Here is a 25,130-nt window from a genome sequence, read left to right as displayed (position 1 = left end):
TGTCTTTCTCAGTTTTCCAGAATCCAGGTGTCCTTGGTGCCCCCACCCTGCGACGAGTTGACCACCAGAGAACCTTCCTTGAGCGCCACGCGCGTGAGGCCCCCCGGCACCATCTGCACCTCCTTGCCCGAGAGCACGAAGGGGCGCAGGTCGATGTGGCGCGGCGCGATGCCCTTCTCCACGTAGGTCGGGCAGGTGGACAGGCTGAGCGTGGGCTGGGCGATGTAGCCATCGGGCTTGGCCTTGACCACGGCGCGGAACTCGTCCACCTCGGCCTTGGTCGCCGCCGGGCCGACCAGCATGCCGTAGCCGCCGGCGCCGTGCACTTCCTTGACCACCAGCTCAGCCATGTTGTCTAGCATGTACTTCAGGTCGTCGGGGTTGCGGCCCATGTAGGTGGGCACGTTGTTGAGGATCGGTTTCTCGCCCAGGTAGAACTCGATCATCTTGGGCACATAGGGGTAGATGGACTTGTCGTCGGCGATGCCGGTGCCCACCGCGTTGCAGATGGTCACGTTGCCGCTGCGGTAGACCCCCAGCAGGCCGGCACAACCGAGCGTGGAGGTGGGGCGGAACACCAGCGGGTCCAGGAAGTCGTCGTCCACGCGGCGGTAGATCACGTCCACCCGCTTGGGCCCCCGGGTGGTGCGCATGTAGACGAAGTTGTCCTTGACGAACAGGTCCTGGCCTTCGACCAGCTCCACACCCATCTGCTGTGCCAGGAAGGCGTGCTCGAAATAGGCGCTGTTGTACATGCCGGGCGTGAGCACCACCACGGTGGGCTCGGCCGTGGTCGCGGGGCTGACCGCGCGCAGGGTTTCGAGCAACAGGTCGGGGTAGTGGGCCACCGGCGCCACCCGGTTCTGGCCGAACAGGTCGGGGAAGAGCCGCATCATCATCTTGCGGTCTTCGAGCATGTAGCTCACGCCACTGGGCACCCGCAGGTTGTCTTCGAGCACGTAGTACTCGCCCTCGCCTTGCGCATTGGGAGCCCGCACGATGTCGATGCCTGCGATGTGCGAGTAGATCTGGTTGGGCACCTGCACGCCCATCATTTCGGGGCGGAACTGCGCGTTCTGGAAGATCTGGTCGGCCGGGATGTGGCCCGCCTTGATGATCTCCTGGTCGTGGTAGACGTCGTGGATGAAGCGGTTGAGCGCCGTCACGCGCTGCACCAGGCCGGCCTGCATGCTCTTCCACTCGTGGGCGGGGATGATGCGCGGGATCAGGTCGAAGGGGATCAGGCGTTCGGTGCCGGCCCCATCCTCGTCCTTGGCGCCATACACCGCGAAGGTGATGCCGACGCGGCGGAAGATCATTTCCGCCTCTTCGCGGCGCGATGCCATGACTTCCTCGGGTTGTTGTGCCAGCCACCGTGCGTAGTTCAGGTAGTGGGCCCGGACCTCGCTGGGCGAGGCGTTCATTTCGTCAAACATCGGTCGGCTCATGGGCTTTTTTCTCCTGTACTCAGCATAGCAAGGAGCGGGCCAGTGGTCACCCGCCGGGGTCTGTCTCATCGCCCTCGTCCGCCACGGGCGCACCCGGATGGTGCCAGTAACGGCGCACGGCGTCCCGGTGGCAATGCACGCTCAAGGGGTCATTGCTGCGCCAGAGTGCCGCACCACAGTGGGGCGAGGCGACCCAGCGCATCGCCCGCGCGTCGTAGCGGTCCTGCACCACACGGGCCGGGTGGCCGAACCGGTTGCGGTAGCCGGACTGGACCAGCGCCACCGAAGGCCGCAGGGTGTTGAGCAGCACCGGGCTGCTGGACGATGCACTGCCGTGGTGCGGCGCCAGCAGCAGATCGGCCCGCAACTGCGGCTGGGCCAGCGCCAAACGGGTTTCGCGCTCGGCGTCCAGATCGCCGCTGAGCCAGGCCCAGCGCTGGCCGTTGCCCACCCGCAGCACGCAGGACATGGCGTTGCTCGGCAGCCGGCCCTGCCCGGCATCGTCGAAATGTTCGGGCGAGGGGTGCAGCAGTTCAAAGTCCACCCCGTCCCACTGCCAGCGCTGCCCTGCCAGGCAACGTTCGCCCTCACCGAACGAGGACAGCCAGCGCGCCTGCGGCCAGGCGGCGCGCACCGCGGCCGACCCACCCGAGTGGTCGCTGTCGCGGTGGCTCACCACCACGGTGTCGGGCGCTTCGCCCAGGGCCCTCAGAAGCGGCACCACCACCCGGTCGCCAGCGTCGCTGCCAGGGCCATAGCGCGGACCAGTGTCGTAGAGCAGGCTGTGGCCGGCGGTGCGCACCAGCACCGCGCTGCCCTGGCCGACGTCGACCGCCAGCACCTCGAACTCGCCCACCTCTGGCCGGGCGGGTGACCAGAGCAGCATCGGCGTCAGCAGCACCAGGCCAGCCGAGCGCAGCGACCAGGGCAGGCGCAGCACCAGCAGCAGCCCGCCGGCCACACCGCACAGCGCCAGCGGCAGGGGCGGGATGGGCTGGAACAGCGTGGCCCAGCGCCAGCCGGCCAACCCGTCCAGACACACCACCAACCCCTGCACGGCCAGCGCCGCGAGATCCCACAGCGGCGGCACGACCACACCCAGCATGGCCAGCGGCGTGACCACCCCCGTCACCCAGGGAATGGCGAGCAGGTTGGCCACCAGCCCAGCCAGCGAGAGCTGACCGAAGAGCAGCACCCCCAGCGGCGCCAGCGCCACCGTGACCACCGCCTGCTCGCGCAGCAAGCGGCGAACCGGCCCCACTTTCTGCCGCGATCCCGAGGCGAACAGAATGCCCACCGCCACGAAGCTGAGCCAGAACCCCGGCTGCACCAGCGCCCAAGGGTCCAGCGCCAGCACCGCCACCATCGCCAGCAGCCAGATCAGGGGCCAGGGCCACTGGCGCACACCCTGCCGCAGCCCCACCACCAGCGCCAGCATCAGCACCGTGCGCTGCGCCGGCACGCCCCAGCCCGAAAACAGGGCGTAGGCCGCCGCGGCCAGCACACCGCCCCAGGCCGCCGCCCGCGGCGCCGGCACCGCCAACAGCACACCCGGCCACACCTGGGCCCAGCGGCGCCAGCCCCAGCCGATGCACGCCGTGGCCACCCATGCAAACACGGTGACATGAAGACCTGAGATGCTCATCAGATGAGCCACACCCGTGTCGCGGAACAGGGTCCAGTCGCTGCGTTCGATCGCCGCCTGGTCGCCCACCACCAGCGCCGCCAGCACGCCAGCGCTGCGCGGGTCCTGCACGCGCGCCGCGATGCGGTCCGCCACCCACTGGCGCGCGGCCTCCACCGGGTGGCTGCCGCTGGCGCCGAGGAACACCGGCGCCGGGTCGCGCGGGCCGTCGCGCAGGTAGCCGGTGGCGCCGATACCCCGCTCCCACAGCCAGCGCTCGCGGTCGAAGCCGTGGGGGTTCGAGGCACCGTGCGGACGCTTGAGCCGCACGGTCAGCCGCCATGCGTCACCGGCGCGCCAGGTGCGCCCCGTCCCTTGCCCCCGGAAGTCACTGATCAGCAGCCGCGGCGGGAGGTCCACCGCCTGCCCATCCCGCGTCGCCGATTCCACGACAAACTCGAAACGGTCGCTGTCGGTGCCACGCTGGGGCAAGGTGGCCACCTGCCCGGTGACCACCAGGTTCACGCCCTCCAGAGGGGCGGCCAGCGCCTGCGCCTGGTAGCGCGCGGCGCGCAGGCCGGTCGCCCCGGCCGCCGCGAGCGCACCCGCCAGCAGGGCCGCACCCAGCGCAAGCCCGGCGCGTCGCCCGGCCCCGACCCGTGCAGCAACGCTGGCCAGCACCACCGCCGCAGCCAGCAACCCCATGTCCGCCGCCACCGGCCACAGCCGGGCCTGCTGAAGTTGCAGCGCAACCCCCAGTACCACACCTGGCAGCACCGCCCACAGCGGGTGCATCAGGCGGTCCGCCGGACGGCCGTGCGCCGTGGCGCGGGACTTGCTAGATTCCGTCGAACGCGCGCGGCAGCCCGCCCTGGCAGCGTTTTCATTGTTTGTGACTCCCTGTTGAAAGTGACCCCAGCATGGCCATCCATGTCGCCCTGAGCCACATCACCCATTATCAATACGACCGCCTGGTCAAGCTCGGCCCGCAGGTGGTCCGTCTGCGCCCGGCGCCACACAGCCGCACCAAGGTGCTGTCGTACTCGCAGAAGATCGAACCGGCGGGCCACTTCATCAACTGGCAGCAGGACCCGTTCGCCAACTACCAGGCCCGCCTGGTGTTCCCCGAACCCACCACCGAGTTCAAAGTCACCATCGACCTGGTGGTCGAGATGGCGGTCTACAACCCGTTCGACTTCTTCCTCGAACCGCGCGCCGAGAAGTTCCCGTTCACCTACGACGAGGCCCAGAAACAGGAACTGGCGCCCTACCTGGCCACGGCGCCGATGACGCCGCTGGTCAAAAGCTACCTGGAGCAGGTCGACCGCAGCGAGCAGCGCACCATCGACTTCCTGGTCGGCATCAACCAGAAGCTCTGGAAAGACATCGGCTACACCATCCGCATGGAACCGGGCGTGCAGACGCCCGAAGAGACGCTCACGCTCAAGAGCGGCTCCTGCCGCGATTCGGGCTGGCTGCTGGTGCAGCTGCTGCGCCACCTCGGGCTGGCCGCGCGTTTCGTGTCGGGCTACCTGATCCAGCTCACGCCCGACGTGAAAGCCATCGACGGACCCAGCGGCCCCGAAAAGGATTTCACCGACCTGCACGCCTGGTGCGAGGTGTTCCTGCCAGGCGCCGGCTGGATCGGCCTGGACCCCACCTCGGGCCTGCTGGCAGGCGAAGGCCACATCCCGCTGGCCTGCACGCCGCAACCCTCCAGCGCCGCGCCGGTGGAAGGCGGCGTGGACAAGTGCGAGGTCGAGTTCAGCCACCACATGGCGGTCACCCGCGTCTACGAATCACCACGCGTGACCAAGCCCTACACCGAAGACCAGTGGGCCGAGGTGCTCAAGCTCGGCGAGCAGGTCGATGCCGATCTGGTCAAGGGCGATGTGCGGCTGACCCAGGGCGGTGAGCCCACCTACGTGGCCGTGAGCGACCGCGACGCCGCCGAATGGAACACCGATGCGCTGGGGCCCACCAAGCGCGGCTACGCCACCGAACTGCTGGGCCGCCTGCGCGAGCGCTACGGCGACGGCGGCTTCGTGCACATGGGCCAGGGCAAGTGGTACCCGGGCGAGCAGCTGCCCCGCTGGGCGCTGTCGGTGTTCTGGCGTGCCGACGGCGAACCCTGCTGGGGCAACCCGGCCCTGCTGGCCGACGAGCGCGACGAGGCCCACTACACCGCCGACGACGCCCAGCGCTTCACCCAGGCGCTGGCGCGCCGCCTGGGCCTGTCAACCCAGTACATCACCCCCGGCTACGAGGACACCTGGTACTACCTGTGGCGCGAGCGGCGCCTGCCGGTCAACGTCGACCCCTTCGATTCCAAGCTCGACGACGAGCTGGAGCGCCAGCGGCTGCGCCGCGTGTTCGGCCAGGGCCTGGACGCCACTGTGGGCTACGTGCTGCCGCTGCAGGCCTCGGGTCACGGCCCGCTCTCGAACAACGGCAAGAGCGCCTACCACCGCGTCAGCGGCACTGTCTGGTCCACCGGCCCCTGGTTCTTCCGCGATGAGCGGATGTACCTGATCCCCGGCGATTCGCCCATGGGCTACCGGCTGCCGCTGGATTCTCTGCCCTGGGTGTCGATGGGCGACTACCCCTACCACATCGAGCAAGACCCGCACAGCGCGCGCGACCCGCTGCCCACCGGCTCGGCGCTGCGACACCAGGTGCACCCGCACACCGTGGGCGGCGGCTTCGCCGAAGGCGGCACGGTCTCGCTGCAAGGCACCGACTGGTTCGACGAACAAGGCCCCGGTGGCGAGACCGAAGCGCTCGGCCTGCGCCGCGGCCAGCCGCACCCGGCCTCGTCGCCTGCGCAGCAGCTCTCGTCCCGCTTCCCGCAGCGCGGCGAATCGGCCGCCTGGCTCACCCGCACCGCGCTGGTGGTCGAGGCGCGCGACCCGCAGCGTGCCAATGGCCCCAAGGCCGAAAAGGCCAGCGGCGGCAAGCTCCAGCACCTTTACGTCTTCATGCCGCCCATGCAGCGTCTGGAGGACTACCTGGACCTGCTCTCGGCGGTGGAGGACACGGCCGAGCGCCTGGGCATGAAGATCGTGCTCGAAGGCTACCCCCCGCCGCGCGACCCACGTCTGAAAATGCTGCAGGTCACGCCCGACCCCGGCGTGATCGAGGTCAACATCCACCCCAGCAGCAGCTTCGAAGAGCTGGTCGAGCGCACCGAGTTCCTCTACGAAGCCGCGCACCAGACGCGCCTGTGCGCCGAGAAGTTCATGACCGACGGCCGCCACACCGGCACCGGCGGCGGCAACCACTTCGTGCTCGGCGGCGCCACGCCTTCGGACTCGCCCTTCCTGCGCAAGCCCGAACTGCTGGGCAGCCTGGTGGCCTACTGGCACAACCACCCTTCGCTGTCCTATCTGTTCAGTGGTCTCTTCATCGGCCCGACCAGCCAGGCCCCGCGCGTGGACGAGGCGCGCAACGACCAGCTCTACGAGCTGGAGATCGCGCTCAACCAGATCGAGCAGAACCGCCAGCGCCACGGGCAGGACATGCCCCCGTGGCTCGTGGACCGCACGCTGCGCAACATCCTGATCGACGTCACCGGCAACACCCACCGCAGCGAGTTCTGCATCGACAAGCTGTACTCGCCCGATTCGTCCACCGGCCGCCTGGGCCTGCTGGAATTGCGGGCCTTCGAAATGCCACCGCACGCACGCATGAGCATCGCCCAGCAGCTGCTGCTGCGCGCCCTGATCGCCCGCTTCTGGCAGCAGCCCTGGCGCGGCAAGCTCACCCGTTGGGGCACCGAGCTGCACGACCGCTTCCTGCTGCCAACCTTCATCCGCATGGACTTCGAGGATGTGCTGGCCGATCTGGCCGAGGCGGGCTACCGCTTCGACATGGCCTGGTTCGAACCTCATTTCGAGTTCCGCTTCCCGCTGGTGGGTCAGGTCGCCGCGCGCGGCATCGAACTGACGCTGCGCAACGCGCTCGAGCCCTGGCACGTGATGGGCGAAGAAGGTGCTGTCGGCGGCACGGTGCGCTACGTCGATTCGTCGCTGGAGCGCATCGAGGTGCGCGTGAGCGGCTACAACGACAGCCGCTATGTGATCACCTGCAACGGCCGCGCCCTGCCCCTCCAGCCCACCGGCACCGCGGGCGAGCACGTGGCCGGCGTGCGCTACAAGGCCTGGAACCCGCCGTCGGCGCTGCACCCGTCCATCGGGGTGCACGCACCGCTGACCTTCGACATCGTCGACACCTGGATGCACAAGTCGCTCGGCGGCTGTCAGTACCACGTCGCCCACCCGGGCGGTCGCAACTACGACACGTTCCCGATCAACGCCTACGAGGCCGAAAGCCGGCGCCTCTCGCGCTTCTTCCAGATGGGCCACACGGCGGGCAAGCTGGTGGTGAACGCCGCGACGCCCAGCCGCGAGTTCCCGTTCACACTCGACCTGCGACAGTGACCGCGGCCACGGGTCTGTGACGGATGCAACGGCCTGAACCGCCCCGGGGTCCCCCAAAGGAGGAGCCCCGGGCATACTCCAGACCCGTGACCCCAGAAGAATCCAGAGACTCCCTGTTCGACGAGCTCAGCCCCGAATCCCCCGGGGACTGGGCGCTGTCCCTGTCGGTACCGGCCGACGCAGGGCACCGGGACGAGCTGCGCGACAGCAGCGACCCGCAGGCCCTGGCGCCCCACTGGGGCCGCTTCTTTGACCATGTGGGCACCGACGGCCTGGCCGACCTGAACCGCCGCGCGGACAACCTGCAGCGCCAGATCCGCGACAACGGCGTCACCTACAACGTCTACGCCGACGCCGCCGGCGGCCTGCAGCGCCCCTGGGCGCTCGACCTGTTCCCGATGATCGTGAACCCGCAGGAGTGGGCCGTGATCGAGGCCGGTGTGCTGCAGCGCGCCCAGCTGCTCAACAGCATGATGGCCGACCTCTACGGCCCGCAGGACCTGCTGCGCCGCGCCCTGCTGCCCACCGCGCTGGCCCAGGGCCATCCCGGATACCTGCGCGCCATGAAGGGCGTGACACCGCCAGGCAACACCTGGCTGCACATCGCTGCCTTCGACCTCGCACATGGACCCGACGGTCGCTGGTGGGTGGTGGGCCAGCGCACCCAGGCGCCGTCCGGTCTGGGCTACCTGCTGGAAAACCGCATCGCCATCGCCAGGCAGTTCCCCAAGGCCTTCGCCGGCATGAAGGTGCAGCGCCTGGCCGCCAGCTACCGCGCGCTGATGGACGGCATCAAGGCGCTGGCACCCGAGGGCGACGACGCGCGCATCGCCCTGCTCACACCCGGCCCCTACAACGAAACCTACTTCGAGCACGCTTACCTGGCGCGCTACCTCGGCCTGACGCTGGTCGAGGGCAACGACCTGACGGTGCGCGACCAGCGCCTCTACCTCAAGACGCTCAAGGGCCTGGAACCGGTGCACGCCCTGATCAAGCGGGTGGACGACCAGTGGCTGGACCCGCTGGAGCTGCGCCCGGACTCCAGCCTGGGCGTGCCCGGCCTGCTGCAGGTGCTGCGCGCGGGCAACCTGCTGCTGGCCAACGCACCGGGCTCCGCACCGCTGGAATCGAGCGCGCTGCTGGGTTTCCTGCCCGCCATCAGCCGCCACCTGCTGGGCGAAGAATTGAAGCTGCCCTCCCTGTCCACCTGGTGGTGCGGCGAAGACGCCGCACTGCGCGAGGTGCTGCCCCTGCTCAGGGGTGGCGTGATCAAGCCCACCTACCCCGGTTCGGGTCTGGAGACGGCCATCGGCCAGAGCCTGAATCCTCGCGAACTGGACGAGTGGTCGGGCCGCATGGTGCGCCACCCCGACGACTACACGGTGCAGTCCTGGCTGCCGCTGTCGCAGACCCCGACCTGGACCGGCGAGCGCCTGCTGCCCCGGTCGGCCATGCTGCGCGTGTTCGCCCTGGCCGACGGCCCGCAGCGCTGGCGCGTGCTGCCGGGCGGCCTGGTGCGACTGGCGCCGCGCGGACAGCTCATGGCCTCGATGCAGCGCGGCGGGTCCAGCGCCGACTGCTGGGTGATGACCGAAGGCGAGGTCGACACCACCAGCCTGCTGCAATCGCAGCCCAGCACCCTGGCCCTGGCGCACCACAAGAGCCCGGTCACCAGTCGTGCGGCCGAAAACCTGTTCTGGCTCGGCCGCTACACAGAGCGCGCCGAAAACGCGGTGCGGCTCGCGCGCATCGTGCTCGACCACCTCGGCGGGGAAGAACCCAGTTCGCGAGCCCTGCTGGCCTGGCTCTCGGCCACCGCGCGCGAAAACGCGCTGGTGCTGGACGACGTACCCGGCGCCGAGCAGGCGGCGCGCGTGTTCGCGCGTTCGCTGATGGCGGGCCTGGCGCCCGCGCCAGACTCGCCGCTGGCCGGACGCAGCTACAGCGTGGGCCACAACCTGCGCGCGCTCAAGGGCGCGGCCGCCCAGGTGCGCGACCGGCTCTCGCCCGAACACTGGAACCTGATCGAACACGCCGAGGCCAGCTTCGCGCAGGACTGCGCCGCCATGGCGGCCGACGCCGAGTACGGCACCGCCGAAGCGCTGGCCGCGCTCGCGGCGCTGAGCGAGCGGCTGGCCGCCATCACCGGAGCACAAACCGACCGCATGGTGCGCGACAACGGCTGGCGCCTGCTGTCCGTGGGTCGCCACATCGAGCGCTTGATCACGCTCTCGCGCGCGCTCTCGCTCGGGCTGGAACACCGCTGCATGGACGACCCGACGGGCTTCGAGGCGGTGGTCGCGCTGTTCGACAGCACCATCACTTTTCACGCCCAGTACCAGCAGCGGCGCGACATGGTGGCGCTGATCGACCTGCTGGTGATGGACCGCGACAACCCGCGCTCCATCGCCTGGGTGGTGCAGACACTGCGCTCGCGGCTGGCCAAGCTCTCTCAGAGCGCCACACCGCAGGACGCTGTGCTGGCCCAGGGCCTGCCCGACCCCGACGTCTGGGTGCTGACCGAGCTGAGCAGCTGGCAGCGCGAGGGACAGACCATGCGCTACAGCACGCTGGCCGACCTGCTGGACGGTTGCGAGGCCGCCGCGGCCGACCTGTCCGACGAAATCACCCGGCTGCACTTCAGCCACGCCGACCGCAAGACGCAGAGCGTCGGCGTCTGAGCCATGGACCTGCGCATCCTGCACACCACCACCTACCGCTACCAGGGCAGCGTGGACATGGCCCAGCACATGGTCCACCTCTCGCCGGTGGACACGCCCACGCAGACCGTGCGCTCACACACGTTGACGATCTCGCCCGAACCCGCGGCCCGCAGCCAGACCACCGACGCCTTCGGCAACCTGCGCACCTTCTTCTCGCTGCAGGCGCCGCACGAGGTGCTGACCGTCACGGCCGACAGCCGGGTGGATACCCGGGCGCCTGCGCCGCTGCCGGACGACCCCGCCTGGCAGACGCAGACTTGGGAAGCCGTGCGCGACCATTTCCGCTACCGCGCGCGGGCCCCCTACGACCCCGCCAGCGAGTTCCTGTTCGCCTCGCCCCACGTGCCGCGCGACGACGCTTTCACCGCATTTGCCCGGCCAGCTTTTGCGGGCGGCCTGCCCATGCTGGCCGCGGCCCAGGCCCTGATGGAGCGCATCCACAACGGGCTCACCTACGAGACAGCCAGCACCGAGGTCAACACCCCGGCCCTGGTTGCGCTGGCGCAGGGCAAGGGCGTGTGCCAGGACTTCGCCCACATCATGGCCGGCTGCCTGCGCAGCCTGGGCCTGCCGGCGCGCTATGTCAGTGGCTACCTGCTCACGCAGCCGCCACCCGGGCAGCCGCGCCTCATCGGCGCCGACGCCTCGCACGCCTGGGTCTCGGTCTACGTGCCGCTGCCGCCCGGCACCGGGGCGCAGGCCGGCGACGAACCGGCGCTCGGCGCCTGGTTCGACTTCGACCCCACCAACAACCGCTGTGGCTGGGGCAGCCCCGGCGAGGACTACGTCACCCTGGCCACAGGCCGCGACTTCGCCGACGTCTCGCCCATGCGCGGCGTGATCCAGGGCGGTGCGAACCACACGCTGGAGGTCGCCGTCACGGTGGCCCCGCCCGACGAGCTGGACGCACTGCAGAACCCGCCCGCGGGCCGGTAACATCGCGCGATCGGTCGCAGCCTGCGGCCATTTCCAACGGAGCACACCATGGGCAAGGAACAGCGCAACGAAAAGATGAGCAAGAAGCCTAAGAAGGACACCTCGGTGCCCAAGGGCCCGGTCAGTTCCGACCGCCCGGTCCCGCCGGTCACCGCCGTGATCCCGCGCGGGAAAGACAAGGACAAGTACAAGTGACCCGGGGACGGAACGCATGAAAGCCACCTGGAACGGCGCCGTGATCGCCGACAGCAAGGACACGGTGCTGGTCGAAGGCAACCACTACTTCCCGGAGAGTGCGCTCAACCGCGACTTCGTCACCTTCAGCAACCACCGCAGCACCTGCCCCTGGAAGGGCGAGGCCAAGTACCTCTCGCTGCTGGTCAACGGCGAGCTCAACGCCGACGCCGCCTGGTACTACCCGGACCCCAAGCCCGAAGCCGAGAACATCCGCGGGCGGGTGGCGTTCTGGAAAGGCGTGAAGGTCGAGGACTGATCGCGTCGCAGACGGCCGCTCAGGCCGCCTGCGCGCCCAGCTTGCGCAGCTTCGCGCGCCACTGCGCCACGCCCGCCTCACCCAGGCGATCCACCAGCCCGACCAGGGTTTCGTGCACCGGGGCGATGCCGACGAAACCGAGGATGTTGCGCTCCAGCGACTTGACGCTGTGGGCGCGGAAGTACCAGCGGTAGACCAGGGCCGGCATGCCCATGGTCACCACGATGCGGGCCGAGCGCCCGCCCAGCGCTTTCTTGCCAAACGGATTCCTCTCGTCGCGGTGGAAGGCAAAACCGGGCCGGGCCACCTGCTCCAGAAAGCCCTTGAGCACGGCCGGCATGTCGCCCAGCCAAAGCGGAAAACACAGCACCAGGTGCTGACACCAGGCGATGTGATCCTGGGCCGCCTGCAGAGAGGGCGGCAGCGCACCGTGCTCCCAGTCCGCCGCGCTGCGCAGCAGCGGAAAGTCCAGCGCCCCGACATCCACCCGCCGAAGCTCGTGGCCCGCCGCCTGTGCGCCCTCGGCGTAGGCATCGATCAGCTGGTGCAGCAGGTGGCGCGACCCGGCGTCGGGGTGGCCGTTGACGATCAGGATGCGGCGGGCTTCGGTGCTCATGGCGGGGCTCCCCAAAAAAGACCATGCTGTACCCGCGCGCCGGCGCCGTCCTTGACCGGGCTCAAGCCTTCGGGAACTCCGGATCGACCGGCACCTGCAGACCCGTGGCGAGCTGGTTGGTCTTGGCGGCCAGCGCAATGATCGACAGCAACTCGGCGTGCTGCTCGCGCGTCATGCCCTTGGCCGTGGCCGCCGCCGTGTGCGAGTGCACGCAGTAGCCGCAGCCGTTGATGATGGATGCGGTGATGTAGACCATCTCCTTGGTCAGCGGGTCCAGCGCGGACGGCGTGGCCATCACCCGCTTGACCTCGGCCCAGGTCTGCTCCAGCAGCGCCGGGTCGAAGGCGAGGTAGCGCCACATGTTGTTGATGAAGTCGGTCTTTCGCGTGGCACGGATGTCGTCGAAGACGGCCTTGACGCGCGGATCTGCTTCGGGGTTCGCGGGCGGGGTGATGGTGGACATGGGCGTCTCCGGTGTGTCAGCGGGGCTTGCGCGTCGACGGGCGCTTGTCGGGTTTGGGCTTGCGCTCCGGGCTGATGTGCCCGTCCTCGCGCAGCTTCTTCTTGCGTGCCGCGCGTTCGGCGTCGGCCTGCTTGCCGGCCTTGAGCCAGCGCGCGAACTGCTCGGGCGTTTCCAGGGTGATGCGGCCGATGTGCAGGGCGCGGAAGTCGGCGATCACCAGCTCGGCCGCCTTCTGCATGTTGACCCGGCCGCCGCCGGCCAGCGCACCGCGCTTGCGACCGATGGCATCGACCAGCTCGTCGTCGTGCGTCTGCGCCCAAGCCTCGGGCGACAGGCCCAGCTGGTAACGCGCTTCCATCAGCGCCGGGTAGTCGGTCTTGAGCTTGGCGATCAGCTCGTAGGCCACCTCCTCCTCGTCGTAGGCGTTCTTGCCCACCGCGCCGCTGGCGGCCAGGTTGTAGCCGCTCTCGGGCACGAAGATGCGCGGCCAGAGCATGCCCGGCGTGTCGTACAGGTAGAAGTCGTCGGCCAGCGCGATGCGCGCCTCGGTGCGGGTGACGCCGGCCTCGTCACCGGTCTTGGCCGCGCGCTTGCCCTTGAGCGTGTTGATCAGGGTGGACTTGCCGACGTTGGGGATGCCGCAGATCAGCACCCGCATCGGCTTGACCATGCCGCCTCGCCTGGGGGCGAGTTCGAAACAGGCGTCGATGAGCGCCCGCGCGGGCGCCGTGACGCTGGCGTCCAGCGCGATGGCACGGGTGTCGGGTTGTGCGTTGTAGTGCGCCAGCCAGAGCGCGGTGCGCGCCGGGTCGGCCATGTCCTGCTTGTTGAGCACCTTGAGCGTGGGCCGGCCGCTGGTGAGCTGCTGCATCAGCGGGTTGGCGCTGCTGCCAGGCAGGCGCGCATCGAGCATTTCGATCACGACGTCGATTTCCTTGACGCGCTCGGCGATCGCCTGCCGCGTGAGGTGCATGTGACCGGGGAACCACTGGATGCTCATGTATTGCCGTTCTGTGTGCGTGGCCTCTGCGTGCCACAATGATTTGTCCTGCCAACCACAAGAGGAGACCCCATGGCCATCACCGTGAAGATCGATCTGGGCTACGAATTCAATGTCAAGGCCAAAGCCGCCGAGGTGTTCGAGCTGCTGTCGGACGTGCCGACGTCGGTCAGCCATTTTCCCAAAGTCGACCAGCTGGTCGATCTGGGCGGTAACAGCTACCGCTGGGAGATGGAAAAGGTGGGCACGGCCCAGGTCAACATCCAGACGGTCTACGCCTGCAAGTACGTGAGCAAATGGGACGCGGCCAAGGGCCAGGGCACGGTGAAGTGGACCCCGGTCAAGGGCGTGGGCAACGCCCTGGTCTCGGGAAGCTGGGACATCAGCGACCAGAAGAAACACACCGCGATTGCGCTCGCCATCCAGGGCGACATCGAGGTGCCGCTGCCCGGGCTGATGAAGATGGTGGTGGTGCCGGTGGTCGAGGGTGAGTTCGAGAAGCTGGTCGAAAAATACATCGCCAACCTGATCAAGCGCTTCGGCGGCGAGGCCTGATCAAGAAGCGCCGCCGACCTGCAACTCCACCAGCGGGCAGGCGTTGATGATCGCGGTGGTGAGCACCAGGCCGGCCGAGGCGTAGGCCAGCACCTGCAGCAGGCCGGTGAGCGAAAACACCGCCACCAGAAGGATGGCTGCGCCGGAGAGAAAGCGGTAGACCCGGTCTGCGCCGGTGAGGCTGTACATGGTCAGAGAGCAGGTTCAGGGAAAACCCTGAACTCTAGCCAGACCAAACCCCCACGGCTTTGATACTTCTCAACTTGTCCCAAGATTTCCGGGACAAGCTTGTGGATAAGCTTGGAGAAGTCCTGTACGGGGCGTCCAAGTCCTTGATGTACAAAGGCATTCTTCAATCTGCCTGTTGAACAGGCAGGCGCCAGCGCCCCGCCCAGCGGTTAGATTCGGACCATGCCGACAGAAGATATCCCCCGCCGCTGGGTGCTGGACCTGCCCGAACAGGGCCTCAGGCTGCAGGCACCCGAGCAGCGCACCCTGCTGCAGACCCTGCAGGCGGCTGGCGTGCCCTGGCCCGCCTCCTGCCGCAACGGCACCTGCCGGACCTGCATTGGCCGGCTCACCGCGGGACAGGTGCGCTACGGCGTGGACTGGCCCGGGCTGCTGCCCGAAGAGAAGACCTCGGGCGCGGTGCTGCCCTGTGTGGCCTACCCGCTCAGCGATGTGAAGCTGGAAGGGCCGGGCGACTGAGCCCGCTCAGGCCTTCAGGTGCTGGGCGAAGAACGCCAGGGTGCGCTCCCAGGCCAGTTTCGCGGCGGCGGCGTCAAAGCGCGGCGTGGTGTCGTTGTTGAAGCCATGCTGGGTGCCCGGGTACTGGTGGGCGGTGTAGCGCACCCCGGCGGCCTTGAGTGCGGCCTCGTAGGCGGGCCAGGCGGCGTTGATGCGCTCGTCCACCGCGGCGAAATGGATCAGCAGCGGCGCCTTGACCTTGGCCGCGTCCTCGACCGGCGGGTGGTTGCCGTAGAACGGCACGGCCGCTGCCAGATCAGGCAGTTGGGTGGACAGGTAGTGCGCCATGCCGCCGCCGTAGCAGAAGCCCACCACCCCCAGCTTGCCGTTGCTGTCGGGACGGGCCTTGAGCAGGGTCGCCGCGGCCAGGAAGTCCTGCCGGGTCTTGCTCTGGTCGAGCTGGGCGAACAGTGCACGGGCCTTGTCCTCATCGCCGGGGTAGCCGCCCAGGGGAGTGAGCGCATCGGGGGCCAGCGCCAGGTAGCCGTCCACCGCCAGGCGGCGGGCAATGTCCTCAATGTGCGGGTTCAGGCCGCGGTTCTCATGCACCACCAGCACCGTTGGCAGCTTGCCCGAGGCGTTGGCCGGTTTGGCCAGATAGGCTTTGACCTTGCCCGAACCGTTGGGCGAGTCGAACTCAATGCGCTCGGTGCTGATGCGCGGATCACCCTGGGGCACCACCTGCGCGATCGCGAAGTCCGGACTGAGCGCCGCGAGCAGGCCGGCCGCCGTGACGCCGCCGACCGCGAACTTCGCCGCCTTGTCCAGAAACCCCCGGCGGTCGATGTCGCCGTGCACGTAGGCGTCGAAAAGAATGAGCAGTTCCTGGTCGAAATCGGCGGCGGTCAGGCGCGGGGTGGGTGCCATGGCGGTCTCCTGGATGAAAAGGAGGGCACAGGATAGGACCGGAGGCCACGGGGATTCACCGCCGCGGACATACACCCTGCACCAGCAGGGTTTCGCAGCGGCGTCAGGCCGCCTGGGCCACCGCGGAACGCGGCATCAGGCGGGCCGGGGACACGTACTCCTGGCGGTAGATCTCGAACGGCATGGAATCGGCCGCTTCGATGGCCTGCTGATCGGCCATGGAACGCACTGCCATGTCCACAAAGCGCGACTGTTGCTCCGCATTCCAGGGCAGGTCCAGCAGCTCCTGGCGGATGGCCCGCGAGCGGGTGCGGACAAAGTCGATGAACGAAGACCCGTGCTGCTGCCGGGTGGCGGCGAGCACACGGGCCGACGGCAGGGTGTCCGGGGCCAGCAGCGCGGCGCGCGCGTCAGCGACCGCCTCTTGATGGAAGGCGCCACCGTGCAGCGCGTCGAGGTGATCGGCAATCGGCGCGAGCTGGTCAATGATCTCCAGCCCCCACGCCTGCAGCGCCACTTCGCTTCCCCCGCGCAACAGGTGCAGACCGGGTTCGCGGCCGCGGGCGGCGGACAGGTGCTGGTTGTGGGCCAGTTCGCTGATCTCCTCCGGCGTGTCGGGCGGGCTGTCGGACAGCAGGCAGTGCAGCAGGAACACGTCGAGGAAGCGCAGCGTGGCCGCATCAATGCCGATGGCCTCGAAGGGGTTGAGGTCCATCAGGCGCACCTCGATGTACTCGACCCCGCGCTCGCGCAGGGCGTGCAGCGGGCGCTCGCCCTGGTGGATCACGCGCTTGGGCCGGATGGTGCCGTAGAACTCGTTCTCGATCTGCAACAGCGTGGTGGCCAGCTGGTTGTAGTCGCCGCCGGGGTTGCGGATGCCCACCGTTTCGTAGGCCGGCCATGGCCGCGTGAGCGCATCGTGCAGCGAGGCCGCGTAGCCCTCCAGTCCGTTGTAGCTCACGGCCAGCGAGGCCTGCGCATCGCTCTGGTAGCCCAGCCGCCCCATGCGCAGGCTGGTGCCGTGCGGCATGTGAAGGGTGCCGCTGTTGCCCAAAGGTTGGAGCTCGTGCTGGCGTCCTTCGACGAAAGTCGAGCACAGGGCGGGCGAAGCACCGAACAGGGTGAGCAGCAGGAAGGCGTGGCGGCGGAAGTTGCGGATGAGCGCAAAGTAGCCTTGGTTGTCCACTCCGGGCAGCGACCAGTTGTAGTGAATGCCGCTGATGGTCTGCATGCGGCGGCCGTAGCGGTGCCCCAGGCCCATGCGGTACACGCTCTTGGCACGACCCACGTTGGAAGAACCGTAGCGCCCGAGCGGAATGGTTTCGTCGGTCGGGAGGCCACACGGCATGCTGGACGCCCAGAGCATCTCTTCACCTGCCGCGCCACCCTGCGCCTGCAGGCTGCGCAAGGTGAACTGGTGAATCTCGGTGAGTTCGGCCAGGCAGCTTTCCACGCTGGCGTGCACGCCGGTGATCAGCTCCAGCTGCGATTCGGAATAGTCGGTGGTGATGTGCGGGTGCGTGAGCGCGCTGCCAAGCGCCGCGGGATGCGGTGTCAGCGCCAACTTGCCGTCGGGTTGCGACCTCAGGCTCTCCTTCTCCAGCCCACGCCGCATGCCGCGCAGTCGTTCGGCTCCCAGGCTCTCCAGCCGCTGTTCCAGGGTCTTCATGGTGGTTTCTAGTCTTGACCGGGGCCGGACCTTAGCACGCCACCGGAATTTCCGCTGCCGGCACGGGCATGGGGTCCTGTGGCAGCGTTTGCGCCTGCAGCCAGGCCTCCACACGGGCCGGGTCGTTCGACTCGCGCAGCTCGTCGAACGCGCGCTGCCCTTCGGGATGGTGCTTGCGCAGGTAGTTCAGCCACTGCTTGAGCCGGCCGGCGCGGTGCCGCCGCTCGACCCGGCCGCACACCTGGGACCAGAACACCGACAGCAGCGGCAGGATCTGCGACCAGGACACACCGCCCCGCCCCTTGATCGCCAGTGCCAGGCCGGGATCGGTCACCATGCCGCGGCCGATCATGAGCCTGTCGCAGCCCGTCACCTCGCGGCAGCGCTGCGCATCGGCCACCGTCCAGATCTCACCGTTGGCGATCACCGCCAGATCGGCCGGCAGCACGGTCCGGACCTCGGCGATGCGCTCCCAGTAGGCCGGTGGCCGGTAGCCCTGGGCCTTGGTGCGCGCATGAATCACGAGTTCGTCGGCGCCGGCCCCGGCGATGGCCAGCGCGCAGTCCTCGGCCACGCGGTCGTCGCCATAACCCAGCCGCATCTTGGCCGACACCGGCAGGTGCGCCGGCACCGCGCGCCGCACCGCCGACACGATGCGCCCGATCAGTTCGGGTTCGTCCAGCAGCACGGCGCCACCCCGGCTGCGGTTGACCGTCTTGGCGGGGCAGCCGAAGTTGAGGTCGACGCCAGACGGGCTGAGCGCCGCCAGCCGCGCGGCGTTCTCGGCCAGGCAGACCGGGTCGGAACCGAGCAGCTGCGGACGCACCGGCACGCCCGCCCAGGTCCGCCCACCGTTGAGCAGTTCGGGCACCACGCGCACGAACGCCCGCTCGGGCAGCAGGGTGTCGGTGACCCGGATGAACTCGCTGACGCAGCGGTCGACGCCGCCGGTGCGCGTGAGCACGTCGCGCAGCGTGGCGTCGAGCAGGCCTTCCATCGGCGCCAACAGCAGGGTCGGGTTCATCACGGCAAAGGGGGTTGGGACCGACAGAAACGTGACACTTGTCACTGGAAGTCCTGCCGGGTCGCGGATTGTAGGTGCATGCCTTGTGCCACGCGAAACGCAGCGACTAGGATGCCGAGTTAAACCATTTGGAGTAAAGATGCCCACCCTGTCCGCCCGCAGCCTGTTCCGCACCTTGCCCGCCGGCGTGCTGGCACTGGCCGCCGCAGTGGTATCGGCGCAGACGCCAGACGCCGCGTCCGACACCCGTGCCGGCACCATCAAGCAGGTGCAGGGCGAGGTGCGGCTGGGTCGTGGCGATGGTCGCGCCGTTCAGCCGGGCGAGGCCGTCCGCGCCGGCGAACGCATCCGCACCGGCAAGGACGGTGCCGCCAGCATGGTGCTCAAGGACGGCACGGTGATGGTGCTCGGCCCGGACAGCACCGCCGACCTGAGCCAGTACCAGTTCAATGCCACCACCCAGGAAGGCAATCTGCTGGTGGAACTGCTCCAGGGATCGGTGCGCGTGGTCACCGGCCTGCTGGCCCGGGTCAACCCCGACCGATTCAAAGTCAAGACCCCGACCGCGGTGGTCGGCGTGCGCGGCACCGACTTCATCGTCGAGGCCAACCCCAGGGCCGAGCCGCTCTATTACTACCTGCGCCACCACTGGAGCGACGATAGTAGACTGCGTCGATGACGTTTCCCCTGATCCGGCGCATCACCGTCCTGTCCGCAGCCGCTGCATCCGCGTCCGTCTTGTGCGCCGCCTGCGCACCGGCCGGCCGAGTCACCCTTCTGCCCCAGCCCGAACGGCCCAGCGCCGTGGTGGTCTCCACCGCCCAGGGATCGGCCGAGCTGGCTTCTCCGTATGCAGCCGCCGAGCTCGGCCACAAGGGTGAGCTTCAGCCGGCCCAGTCCAGCGAGGCCGAGGTACGCGAGCGCTACCCCGTGCTGCTGAAGCTGGCACCACCGGCTCCGCAGCGTTTCACGCTCAACTTCCAGCCGGGCACGTCGGACCTCACGCCGGAGTCGGCGGCCGAGCTGGACCAGGTCTTCGCCACCGCCCGCGCGCGCAGCGGTGGCGAAATCGTGATCGTCGGCCACACCGACCGCCAGGGCGCAGCCGAAGCCAACGACGCCCTGTCCCTGCAACGCGCCAACGCCATCCGCGACCTGCTGGTGGGCAAAGGCTTCCGACCCGAGCTGATCGAGCCCGTGGGGCGCGGCGAGCGCGAGCCGGTGGTGCCCACGGACGACGACGTGCCGGAGCCGCGCAACCGCCGGGCCGAGATCGTTGTCCGCTGAAGGGTTCCCGTGGGAGAACACAGCCTGACCCGGGCCCTGCGCGAGCTGCTGCTGGCGCGCCGCACCGCCGCGCTGGGCACGCTCGACGAACACGACGGTGTGTTCGTTTCCATGGTGCCTTTCGCCATCGACAGCGCAGCCGGTGAACTGGTGCTGCACGTCAGCGGTCTGGCGGCCCACAGCGGCAACATGCAGCGCTCGCCCCGTGTCTCGCTGCTGGTGTGTGCCGCCGAGCCCGAGGGCGAGCCGGTGCACGCCCTGCCGCGTGTGACGCTGGATGCGCAGGCCCGGTTCGCCGAACCCGGGAGCCCCGAGGCCGTGTCGTCGCGCTTGGTCTACCTGCAGCGCTTCCCGGAGGCCGAGATGATGACCACGCTGGGCGACTTCCGCTTCGTGCGCCTGCAGCTGTTGGGCGCGCGCCAGGTCGCGGGCTTCGGCGCCGCGCGCAGTCTGCCGGCCGAGGAAGTGCGCCGGGCGCTCACGGCAATATGAGCCCCCACGCTCCAACGCTGCGCGCCCTGCCGCTGATCCACGCCGACGAGCACCTGCTGGTGTTCGACAAGCCGGCCGGGCTGCTGGCCGTGCCCGGTCGCGGGCCCGAGAACCAGGATTGCCTGAGCGCCCGCGCCCAGGCGCAGTACCCCGACGCCCTGATCGTGCACCGGCTGGACATGGCGACCTCAGGCCTGATCGTGATGGCGCGCGGCATCGAGGCCCAGCGCCGCCTGAGCATGGCCTTCGAGAAGCGCCGGGTGCACAAGCGCTACATCGCCGCCGTCGCGGGCGAACTGCACAACCCGCTGTCGGACAACGGCTGGAACCGCATCGACCTGCCGCTGATCGTCGACTGGCTGGCGCGCCCGCGCAGCAAGGTCGACCATGCGATCGGCAAACCCAGCCTGACGCGCTGGCGCCTGGCACCCGATCCCGCACCGGTGCCAGGCTCGACCCGGCTGGAGCTGGAGCCGGTCACCGGCCGCTCACACCAGCTGCGGGTGCACCTGATGGCGATCGGCTTTCCCATCGTGGGCGACCCTCTCTACGCCAGCGAGGCACAGGAGGCGATGGCGCCCCGCCTCCTGCTGCACGCACAGGCCATCGAGATTCCCCACCCCGCGACCGACCAGCCCATGCGCTTCGAGGCACCCTGCCCCTTCTGAGTTCTGCACGGTCCTGTCACACTGGCGGCATGCAAGACCTTGTCATCCTCACCGGCGCCTCGCGCGGCCTGGGGCTGGCGATGGCGCGACAGCTGGTCGCGCCGGGCCGCCCCCTGCTCTGCCTCTCGCGCCATGCCAACGCCGAACTCAGCGAGCTGGCGCAGGCCCGCAAGGCCACGGTGCTGCAGTGGAACGTGGACCTCGCCGATCCGGCGCCGGTCGCCACGCGCCTGCAGCAGTGGCTGTGGCAGCTGGACGCGCCCAGCCTGGCCAGCGCTACCCTGATCAACAACGCTGGCGTGATCCCGGAGATTGCCCCGCTGGAGCACTGCCCACCGGACGGCATCGCCCGGGCCCTGCGCGTCGGGCTGGAGGCGCCCATGCTGCTGACCGCCGCCTTTCTGAACGCCAGCGGCGCCTGGGTCGACGCCGGCTGGCGCGGTCCGCGCAAGGTGCTCAACATCTCCTCCGGGCTGGGGCGCCGGCCGATGGCCGCCCAGGCCCCCTACTGCGCGGCCAAGGCCGGCATGGACCATTTCTCGCGCTGTGTGGCGCTGGACGAGGAGCGCCGCGCGCACGGCGCACGGATCGTCTCGCTGGCCCCTGGCGTGATCGACACCGACATGCAGACCCAGTTGCGGGCGGGCGACCCGGCCGGGTTTCCCGACCACCAGCGCTTCGTGGAACTCCAGCGCCAGCAGCAGCTCACAAGCCCGGAAGACGCTGCAGCGCAGGTGCTGGCCTGGTTGCAGCGTCCGGATTTCGGCCGCGAACCCGTGGCCGACGTGCGGGGCTGATCGCAGGAGCCGGTGCACGAACACCGCATCACGCATGCCCCCTGTCGCAACACCCACCCCGAACCGCCGCCAGGCACTGGTGCTGGCGGCCAGCGCCGCCTGTGGTTGGACACAGGCCCAGTCGGCCTCCAGCGGCTTCTGGCCCCTGCTGCGCCAGGGCGGTTGCGTGGTGCTGATGCGCCATGCCCAGACCGAGTCCGGCGTGGGCGACCCGCCGGGCTTCACGCTGGGCCGCTGCGAGACGCAGCGCAACCTGAGCTCCGCCGGCCGCGCACAGGCAGCCCGCGTCGGCGATGCCTTCCGGCGCGAGGACATCGCCATTGCGTCCGTGCGCAGCAGCGCCTGGTGCCGCTGCACCGACACCGCACGGCTGGCCTTCGGCCGCTACACCGTCTGGCCCGCCATCAATTCCTTTTTCCAGGGCCAGGGCGACCACGGCGCCCAGACCCGAGAGGTGCTGGCCACGGTCGGCGACCTGCGTGCGCCGGTCAACTGGGTGCTGGTGACGCACCAGGTGAACATCACGGCACTGACCGGCGAGCACCCCGCCATGGGCGAGCTGTTCCTGACCCGCTCCGACCCCGCCACGCCGGGACGCCTGAAGCTGCTGGCCCGGCACACGGTCTGAGCGTGTCTTCTGCTTGACGTGGCACAAGCCCCTTGTAAGGGAGCTGGCCTTACCATGTGCCGTTGACCCCATACCCCATCCACAGAGGAGCATTCCATGAGCCGTGAAGTCGTCGTCGTCAGCGCTGTCCGTACCGCCATCGGTACCTTCGGGGGCAGCCTCAAGGACAGCCCGCCCACCGAACTCGGCGCGCTGGTCGTGCGCGAAGGGCTGGCCCGCGCCAGCACTGAGGGAAAGGACGTCGGCCACGTCGTCTTCGGCCACGTGGTCAACACCGAGCCGAAGGACATGTACCTCTCGCGCGTCGCCGCCATCAACGGCGGCTGCGCCGAAGGCACACCGGCCTTCAACGTCAACCGCCTCTGCGGCTCCGGCCTGCAGGCCATCGTCTCGGCCTCGCAATCCATCCTGCTGGGCGACACCGACGTGGCCATCGGCGGCGGTGCCGAGTGCATGAGCCGCGCGCCCTTCGCGTCGCTCAACATGCGCTGGGGCGCCCGCATGGGCGACACCAAGATGGTGGACATGATGATCGGCGCGCTGCACGACCCGTTCCACAACATCCACATGGGCGTGACAGCCGAGAACGTCGCGGCCAAGTACGGCATCACCCGCGAGATGCAGGACGCGTTGGCCGTGGAGAGCCACAACCGCGCCGAGCGCGCCACCGCTGAAGGCCGCTTCAAGGACCAGATCGTGCCCGTCATGCTCAAGAGCAAGAAGGGCGATGTGGCCTACGCCACCGACGAGCACTTCCGACCCGGCTGCAAGCTGGAGGACATGGTCAAGCTCAAGCCGGTGTTCCTGAAGGAAAACGGCACCGTCACCGCCGGCAACGCCTCGGGCATCAACGACGCCGCCGCCGCCGTGCTGCTGATGGACGCCAAGGCCGCCCAGGCCCGTGGCGCCAAGCCCCTGGCCCGCCTGGTCGGCTACGCCCACACCGGCCTGGACCCCAAGATCATGGGCGTCGGCCCGATCTCGGCCACCCAGGCCGTGCTCAAGAAGACCGGCCTGACTGTCAACGACCTGGACGTGATCGAAGCCAACGAAGCCTTCGCCGCCCAGGCCTGCGCCGTGACCCGGGAACTGGGCCTGGACCCGGCCAAGGTCAACCCCAACGGCTCGGGCATTTCGCTGGGCCACCCGATCGGCGCCACCGGCGCGCTGATCACCGTCAAGGCGCTGTACGAGCTGCAGCGGGTGCAGGGCCGCTACGCGCTGGTGACGATGTGCATCGGTGGCGGCCAGGGTATCGCCGCGATCTTCGAACGGATGTGACCGATATGCGCTGGACCGCCGCCATTGACGAACTCGAGCGCGGCCTGCTCCAGCGTGATGTGGCCGCCCGGACGCTGCTGCTGGCGGCGCTGGCGGGCGAACACGTGCTGCTGCTCGGCCCGCCAGGCACGGCCAAGAGCGAACTCGCGCGCCGCCTGCAGCGCCTGCTGCCCGGTGCGCACTACTTCGAGCGGCTGCTGACCCGCTTCTCGGTGCCCGAGGAGCTGTTCGGCCCGCTCTCGCTCAAAGCCCTGGAAGACGACCGTTACGAGCGCCTGACCGCCGGCTACCTGCCGTCGGCCGAGGTCGCCTTCCTCGACGAGGTGTTCAAGGCCAACTCGGCCATCCTCAACACCCTGCTGGGCCTGCTGCACGAGCGCTGCTTCGACAACGGCCAGCACCGCGTGGATGTACCGCTGGTCTGTCTGGTGGGCGCGAGCAACGAGGTGCCGCAGGACGAGAGCCTGCACGCCTTCTACGACCGATTCCTGCTGCGCGTGCCGGTGGCACCGGTGGACGACGCGCACTTCGGCGCCCTGCTGCGGACCGCCCTGCCCGACGGCGATGCCCATCCCGATGCGCAGTTGTCGTCGGCCTCGTTGCAGGCGCTGCGCGCGCAGGCGGGTCGCGTGAGGCTGGGCGACGAGGTGATCGCCCTGCTGTCCGCAGCCCGCGAACGCGCGAAGCACACGCAGCAGACCGTTTCCGACCGCCGCTGGCGCCAGACCGCAACCCTGCTGCAGGTGCAGGCCGCCAGCCGCGACGCTGCCGAGGTCTCGGTCTGGGACGCCTGGTTGCTGCCCTTCACCCTGGCCGCCGACCCGGATCAGGTGCCCGGCTGGACCGACTGGTTCCTGCTGACCGTGGCCCAGGCCGCGCCGCTGGCCATCGATGGACTGGAACGGGCGGTGACGGCGTTCGAGCAGCAGCTCGACGTGGAACGCCGTGCGCCGGCCGATGCCCAGGACGACAGCGCCGGCAAGCTCGCGCTGGCCCGCGCGATCGCCGGACCGGGCACCGAGAGCGAGCTTGTGCGCATCACCAGCGAGCGGGCGCACCGGCGCTACGGGGCGCTGCACATCCGCGCCCGCGTGGCACAGGTGTCCGAGGTGCAGCAACGCGTGACAGCAGTGCAATCGGAGGTGCACGCCACGGCGCAAGCGGTGCTGGCGCAGGCCCGCGCCCACGGCTGGCTACCGCCGTCGTGGCTCGCGCGCATCGAAGTCGTGCACGCTCAGCGCTGCGCAACGGTGGACGCACTGACCGCGCGGCTCGCCGAGTTGCACGACGGCTTCGCCGCCCTGCCCCGCCTGGCCGAGGACAGGTCCGAGTTCGTGCCGACGCCGGTCAGCTGGCAAGCCTGAACCCCACGG

24 protein-coding genes are annotated in these 25,130 nt (G+C 69.4%); 15 read left to right on the top strand and 9 right to left on the bottom strand.

Annotated features, from left to right (window positions below):
* Window positions 1-8 precede the first annotated feature (8 nt).
* Window positions 9-1,448 (bottom strand): circularly permuted type 2 ATP-grasp protein, encoded by a 1,440-nt coding sequence (locus tag ACFOPI_RS06750; protein WP_382172343.1) that lies wholly within the window; start codon window positions 1,446-1,448, stop codon window positions 9-11.
* Between the two features lie 46 nt (window positions 1,449-1,494).
* Window positions 1,495-3,867 carry a DNA internalization-related competence protein ComEC/Rec2 gene (locus tag ACFOPI_RS06745; RefSeq protein WP_382172342.1) on the bottom strand — a complete coding sequence of 791 codons (2,373 nt, stop codon included), beginning with the start codon at window positions 3,865-3,867 and terminating at the stop codon, window positions 1,495-1,497.
* 125 nt (window positions 3,868-3,992) lie between these two features.
* On the opposite strand from ACFOPI_RS06745, the gene ACFOPI_RS06740 reads away from it, so the two are divergent.
* From ACFOPI_RS06740 to ACFOPI_RS06720, 5 genes are read left to right on the top strand one after another with little or no spacing between them, the layout of a single operon-like run.
* Window positions 3,993-7,511, top strand: a complete 3,519-nt coding sequence (locus ACFOPI_RS06740) for a transglutaminase family protein (RefSeq protein WP_382172341.1) — start codon at window positions 3,993-3,995, stop codon at window positions 7,509-7,511.
* A 23-nt stretch (window positions 7,512-7,534) separates the two neighbouring features.
* Window positions 7,535-10,192 carry a circularly permuted type 2 ATP-grasp protein gene (locus ACFOPI_RS06735; RefSeq protein WP_382172339.1) on the top strand — a complete coding sequence of 886 codons (2,658 nt, stop codon included), beginning with the start codon at window positions 7,535-7,537 and terminating at the stop codon, window positions 10,190-10,192.
* A gap of 3 nt (window positions 10,193-10,195) precedes the next feature.
* Window positions 10,196-11,170 (top strand): transglutaminase family protein, encoded by a 975-nt coding sequence (locus ACFOPI_RS06730; protein WP_382172337.1) that lies wholly within the window; start codon window positions 10,196-10,198, stop codon window positions 11,168-11,170.
* 48 nt (window positions 11,171-11,218) lie between these two features.
* Complete coding sequence (locus tag ACFOPI_RS06725; protein ID WP_382172336.1) at window positions 11,219-11,365, top strand: hypothetical protein; 147 nt, start codon at window positions 11,219-11,221, stop codon at window positions 11,363-11,365.
* Between the two features lie 16 nt (window positions 11,366-11,381).
* On the top strand, window positions 11,382-11,663 hold the full coding sequence (locus tag ACFOPI_RS06720) for a DUF427 domain-containing protein (RefSeq protein WP_382172334.1): 282 nt from the start codon (window positions 11,382-11,384) through the stop codon (window positions 11,661-11,663).
* A gap of 19 nt (window positions 11,664-11,682) precedes the next feature.
* Here the strand turns inward: ACFOPI_RS06720 and ACFOPI_RS06715 are convergent, their stop codons facing one another.
* From ACFOPI_RS06715 to ylqF, 3 genes are all read right to left on the bottom strand, one after another.
* Window positions 11,683-12,279, bottom strand: a complete 597-nt coding sequence (locus ACFOPI_RS06715; protein ID WP_382172332.1) for an NAD(P)H-dependent oxidoreductase — start codon at window positions 12,277-12,279, stop codon at window positions 11,683-11,685.
* A gap of 61 nt (window positions 12,280-12,340) precedes the next feature.
* Window positions 12,341-12,742, bottom strand: a complete 402-nt coding sequence (locus ACFOPI_RS06710) for a carboxymuconolactone decarboxylase family protein (RefSeq protein ID WP_382172330.1) — start codon at window positions 12,740-12,742, stop codon at window positions 12,341-12,343.
* A gap of 16 nt (window positions 12,743-12,758) precedes the next feature.
* Window positions 12,759-13,742, bottom strand: coding sequence for a ribosome biogenesis GTPase YlqF (gene ylqF / locus ACFOPI_RS06705; RefSeq protein WP_382172328.1), 984 nt, complete (start codon window positions 13,740-13,742; stop codon window positions 12,759-12,761).
* Between the two features lie 72 nt (window positions 13,743-13,814).
* Here ylqF and ACFOPI_RS06700 point away from each other — a divergent pair, with 72 nt between their 5' ends.
* A complete protein-coding gene (locus tag ACFOPI_RS06700) occupies window positions 13,815-14,297 on the top strand; it encodes an SRPBCC family protein (RefSeq protein ID WP_127803615.1) in 483 nt (160 codons plus the stop codon).
* Here ACFOPI_RS06700 and ACFOPI_RS06695 read toward each other — a convergent pair whose 3' ends face one another.
* Window positions 14,298-14,486 (bottom strand): YgaP-like transmembrane domain, encoded by a 189-nt coding sequence (locus tag ACFOPI_RS06695; protein ID WP_382172326.1) that lies wholly within the window; start codon window positions 14,484-14,486, stop codon window positions 14,298-14,300.
* Between the two features lie 222 nt (window positions 14,487-14,708).
* On the opposite strand from ACFOPI_RS06695, the gene ACFOPI_RS06690 reads away from it, so the two are divergent.
* Window positions 14,709-15,005 carry a 2Fe-2S iron-sulfur cluster-binding protein gene (locus tag ACFOPI_RS06690; protein WP_382172324.1) on the top strand — a complete coding sequence of 99 codons (297 nt, stop codon included), beginning with the start codon at window positions 14,709-14,711 and terminating at the stop codon, window positions 15,003-15,005.
* A gap of 6 nt (window positions 15,006-15,011) precedes the next feature.
* On the opposite strand, the gene ACFOPI_RS06685 is transcribed toward ACFOPI_RS06690, so the two are convergent.
* The 3 genes from ACFOPI_RS06685 to ACFOPI_RS06675 all read right to left on the bottom strand — a co-directional run bounded on the left by ACFOPI_RS06685 (window position 15,012) and on the right by ACFOPI_RS06675 (window position 18,604).
* Complete coding sequence (locus ACFOPI_RS06685) at window positions 15,012-15,911, bottom strand: dienelactone hydrolase family protein (RefSeq protein WP_382172322.1); 900 nt, start codon at window positions 15,909-15,911, stop codon at window positions 15,012-15,014.
* A gap of 103 nt (window positions 15,912-16,014) precedes the next feature.
* Window positions 16,015-17,580: a glutamate--cysteine ligase gene (gene gshA / locus ACFOPI_RS06680; RefSeq protein ID WP_382172321.1), complete on the bottom strand. Its 1,566-nt coding sequence runs from the start codon at window positions 17,578-17,580 to the stop codon at window positions 16,015-16,017.
* 31 nt (window positions 17,581-17,611) lie between these two features.
* A complete protein-coding gene (locus tag ACFOPI_RS06675) occupies window positions 17,612-18,604 on the bottom strand; it encodes a tRNA dihydrouridine synthase (protein ID WP_382172319.1) in 993 nt (330 codons plus the stop codon).
* Between the two features lie 139 nt (window positions 18,605-18,743).
* Between ACFOPI_RS06675 and ACFOPI_RS06670 the strand changes: the two genes are divergently transcribed.
* From ACFOPI_RS06670 to ACFOPI_RS06635, 8 genes are all read left to right on the top strand, one after another.
* Window positions 18,744-19,283, top strand: a complete 540-nt coding sequence (locus ACFOPI_RS06670) for a FecR family protein (RefSeq protein ID WP_382172317.1) — start codon at window positions 18,744-18,746, stop codon at window positions 19,281-19,283.
* On the top strand, window positions 19,280-19,891 hold the full coding sequence (locus ACFOPI_RS06665) for an OmpA family protein (protein WP_382172315.1): 612 nt from the start codon (window positions 19,280-19,282) through the stop codon (window positions 19,889-19,891). The genes ACFOPI_RS06670 and ACFOPI_RS06665 overlap by 4 nt, the downstream gene beginning before the upstream one ends.
* 9 nt (window positions 19,892-19,900) lie before the next feature.
* The gene (locus ACFOPI_RS06660; protein ID WP_382172314.1) at window positions 19,901-20,383 is read left to right on the top strand and encodes a HugZ family pyridoxamine 5'-phosphate oxidase; all 483 of its coding nucleotides are present in this window, start codon (window positions 19,901-19,903) and stop codon (window positions 20,381-20,383) included.
* Window positions 20,380-21,051, top strand: a complete 672-nt coding sequence (locus tag ACFOPI_RS06655; RefSeq protein WP_382172313.1) for an RluA family pseudouridine synthase — start codon at window positions 20,380-20,382, stop codon at window positions 21,049-21,051. The genes ACFOPI_RS06660 and ACFOPI_RS06655 overlap by 4 nt, the downstream gene beginning before the upstream one ends.
* A 29-nt stretch (window positions 21,052-21,080) precedes the next feature.
* Entirely contained in the window at window positions 21,081-21,848 is a 768-nt protein-coding gene (locus ACFOPI_RS06650) for an SDR family NAD(P)-dependent oxidoreductase (RefSeq protein WP_382172311.1), read from the top strand.
* Between the two features lie 34 nt (window positions 21,849-21,882).
* A complete protein-coding gene (locus ACFOPI_RS06645) occupies window positions 21,883-22,476 on the top strand; it encodes a histidine phosphatase family protein (protein ID WP_382172310.1) in 594 nt (197 codons plus the stop codon).
* Between the two features lie 96 nt (window positions 22,477-22,572).
* Window positions 22,573-23,757, top strand: a complete 1,185-nt coding sequence (gene bktB, locus ACFOPI_RS06640; RefSeq protein ID WP_382172309.1) for a beta-ketothiolase BktB — start codon at window positions 22,573-22,575, stop codon at window positions 23,755-23,757.
* A gap of 5 nt (window positions 23,758-23,762) precedes the next feature.
* Window positions 23,763-25,121 (top strand): AAA family ATPase, encoded by a 1,359-nt coding sequence (locus ACFOPI_RS06635; protein ID WP_382172307.1) that lies wholly within the window; start codon window positions 23,763-23,765, stop codon window positions 25,119-25,121.
* The last annotated feature ends 9 nt before the right edge of the window (window positions 25,122-25,130 follow it).

Source organism: Hydrogenophaga luteola, assembly GCF_042648585.1.
Taxonomy (GTDB): Bacteria; Pseudomonadota; Gammaproteobacteria; order Burkholderiales; family Burkholderiaceae_C; genus Hydrogenophaga; species Hydrogenophaga luteola.
Note: the sequence above shows the minus strand (reverse complement) of the source record. Positions and strands in the feature narration are given on the sequence as shown.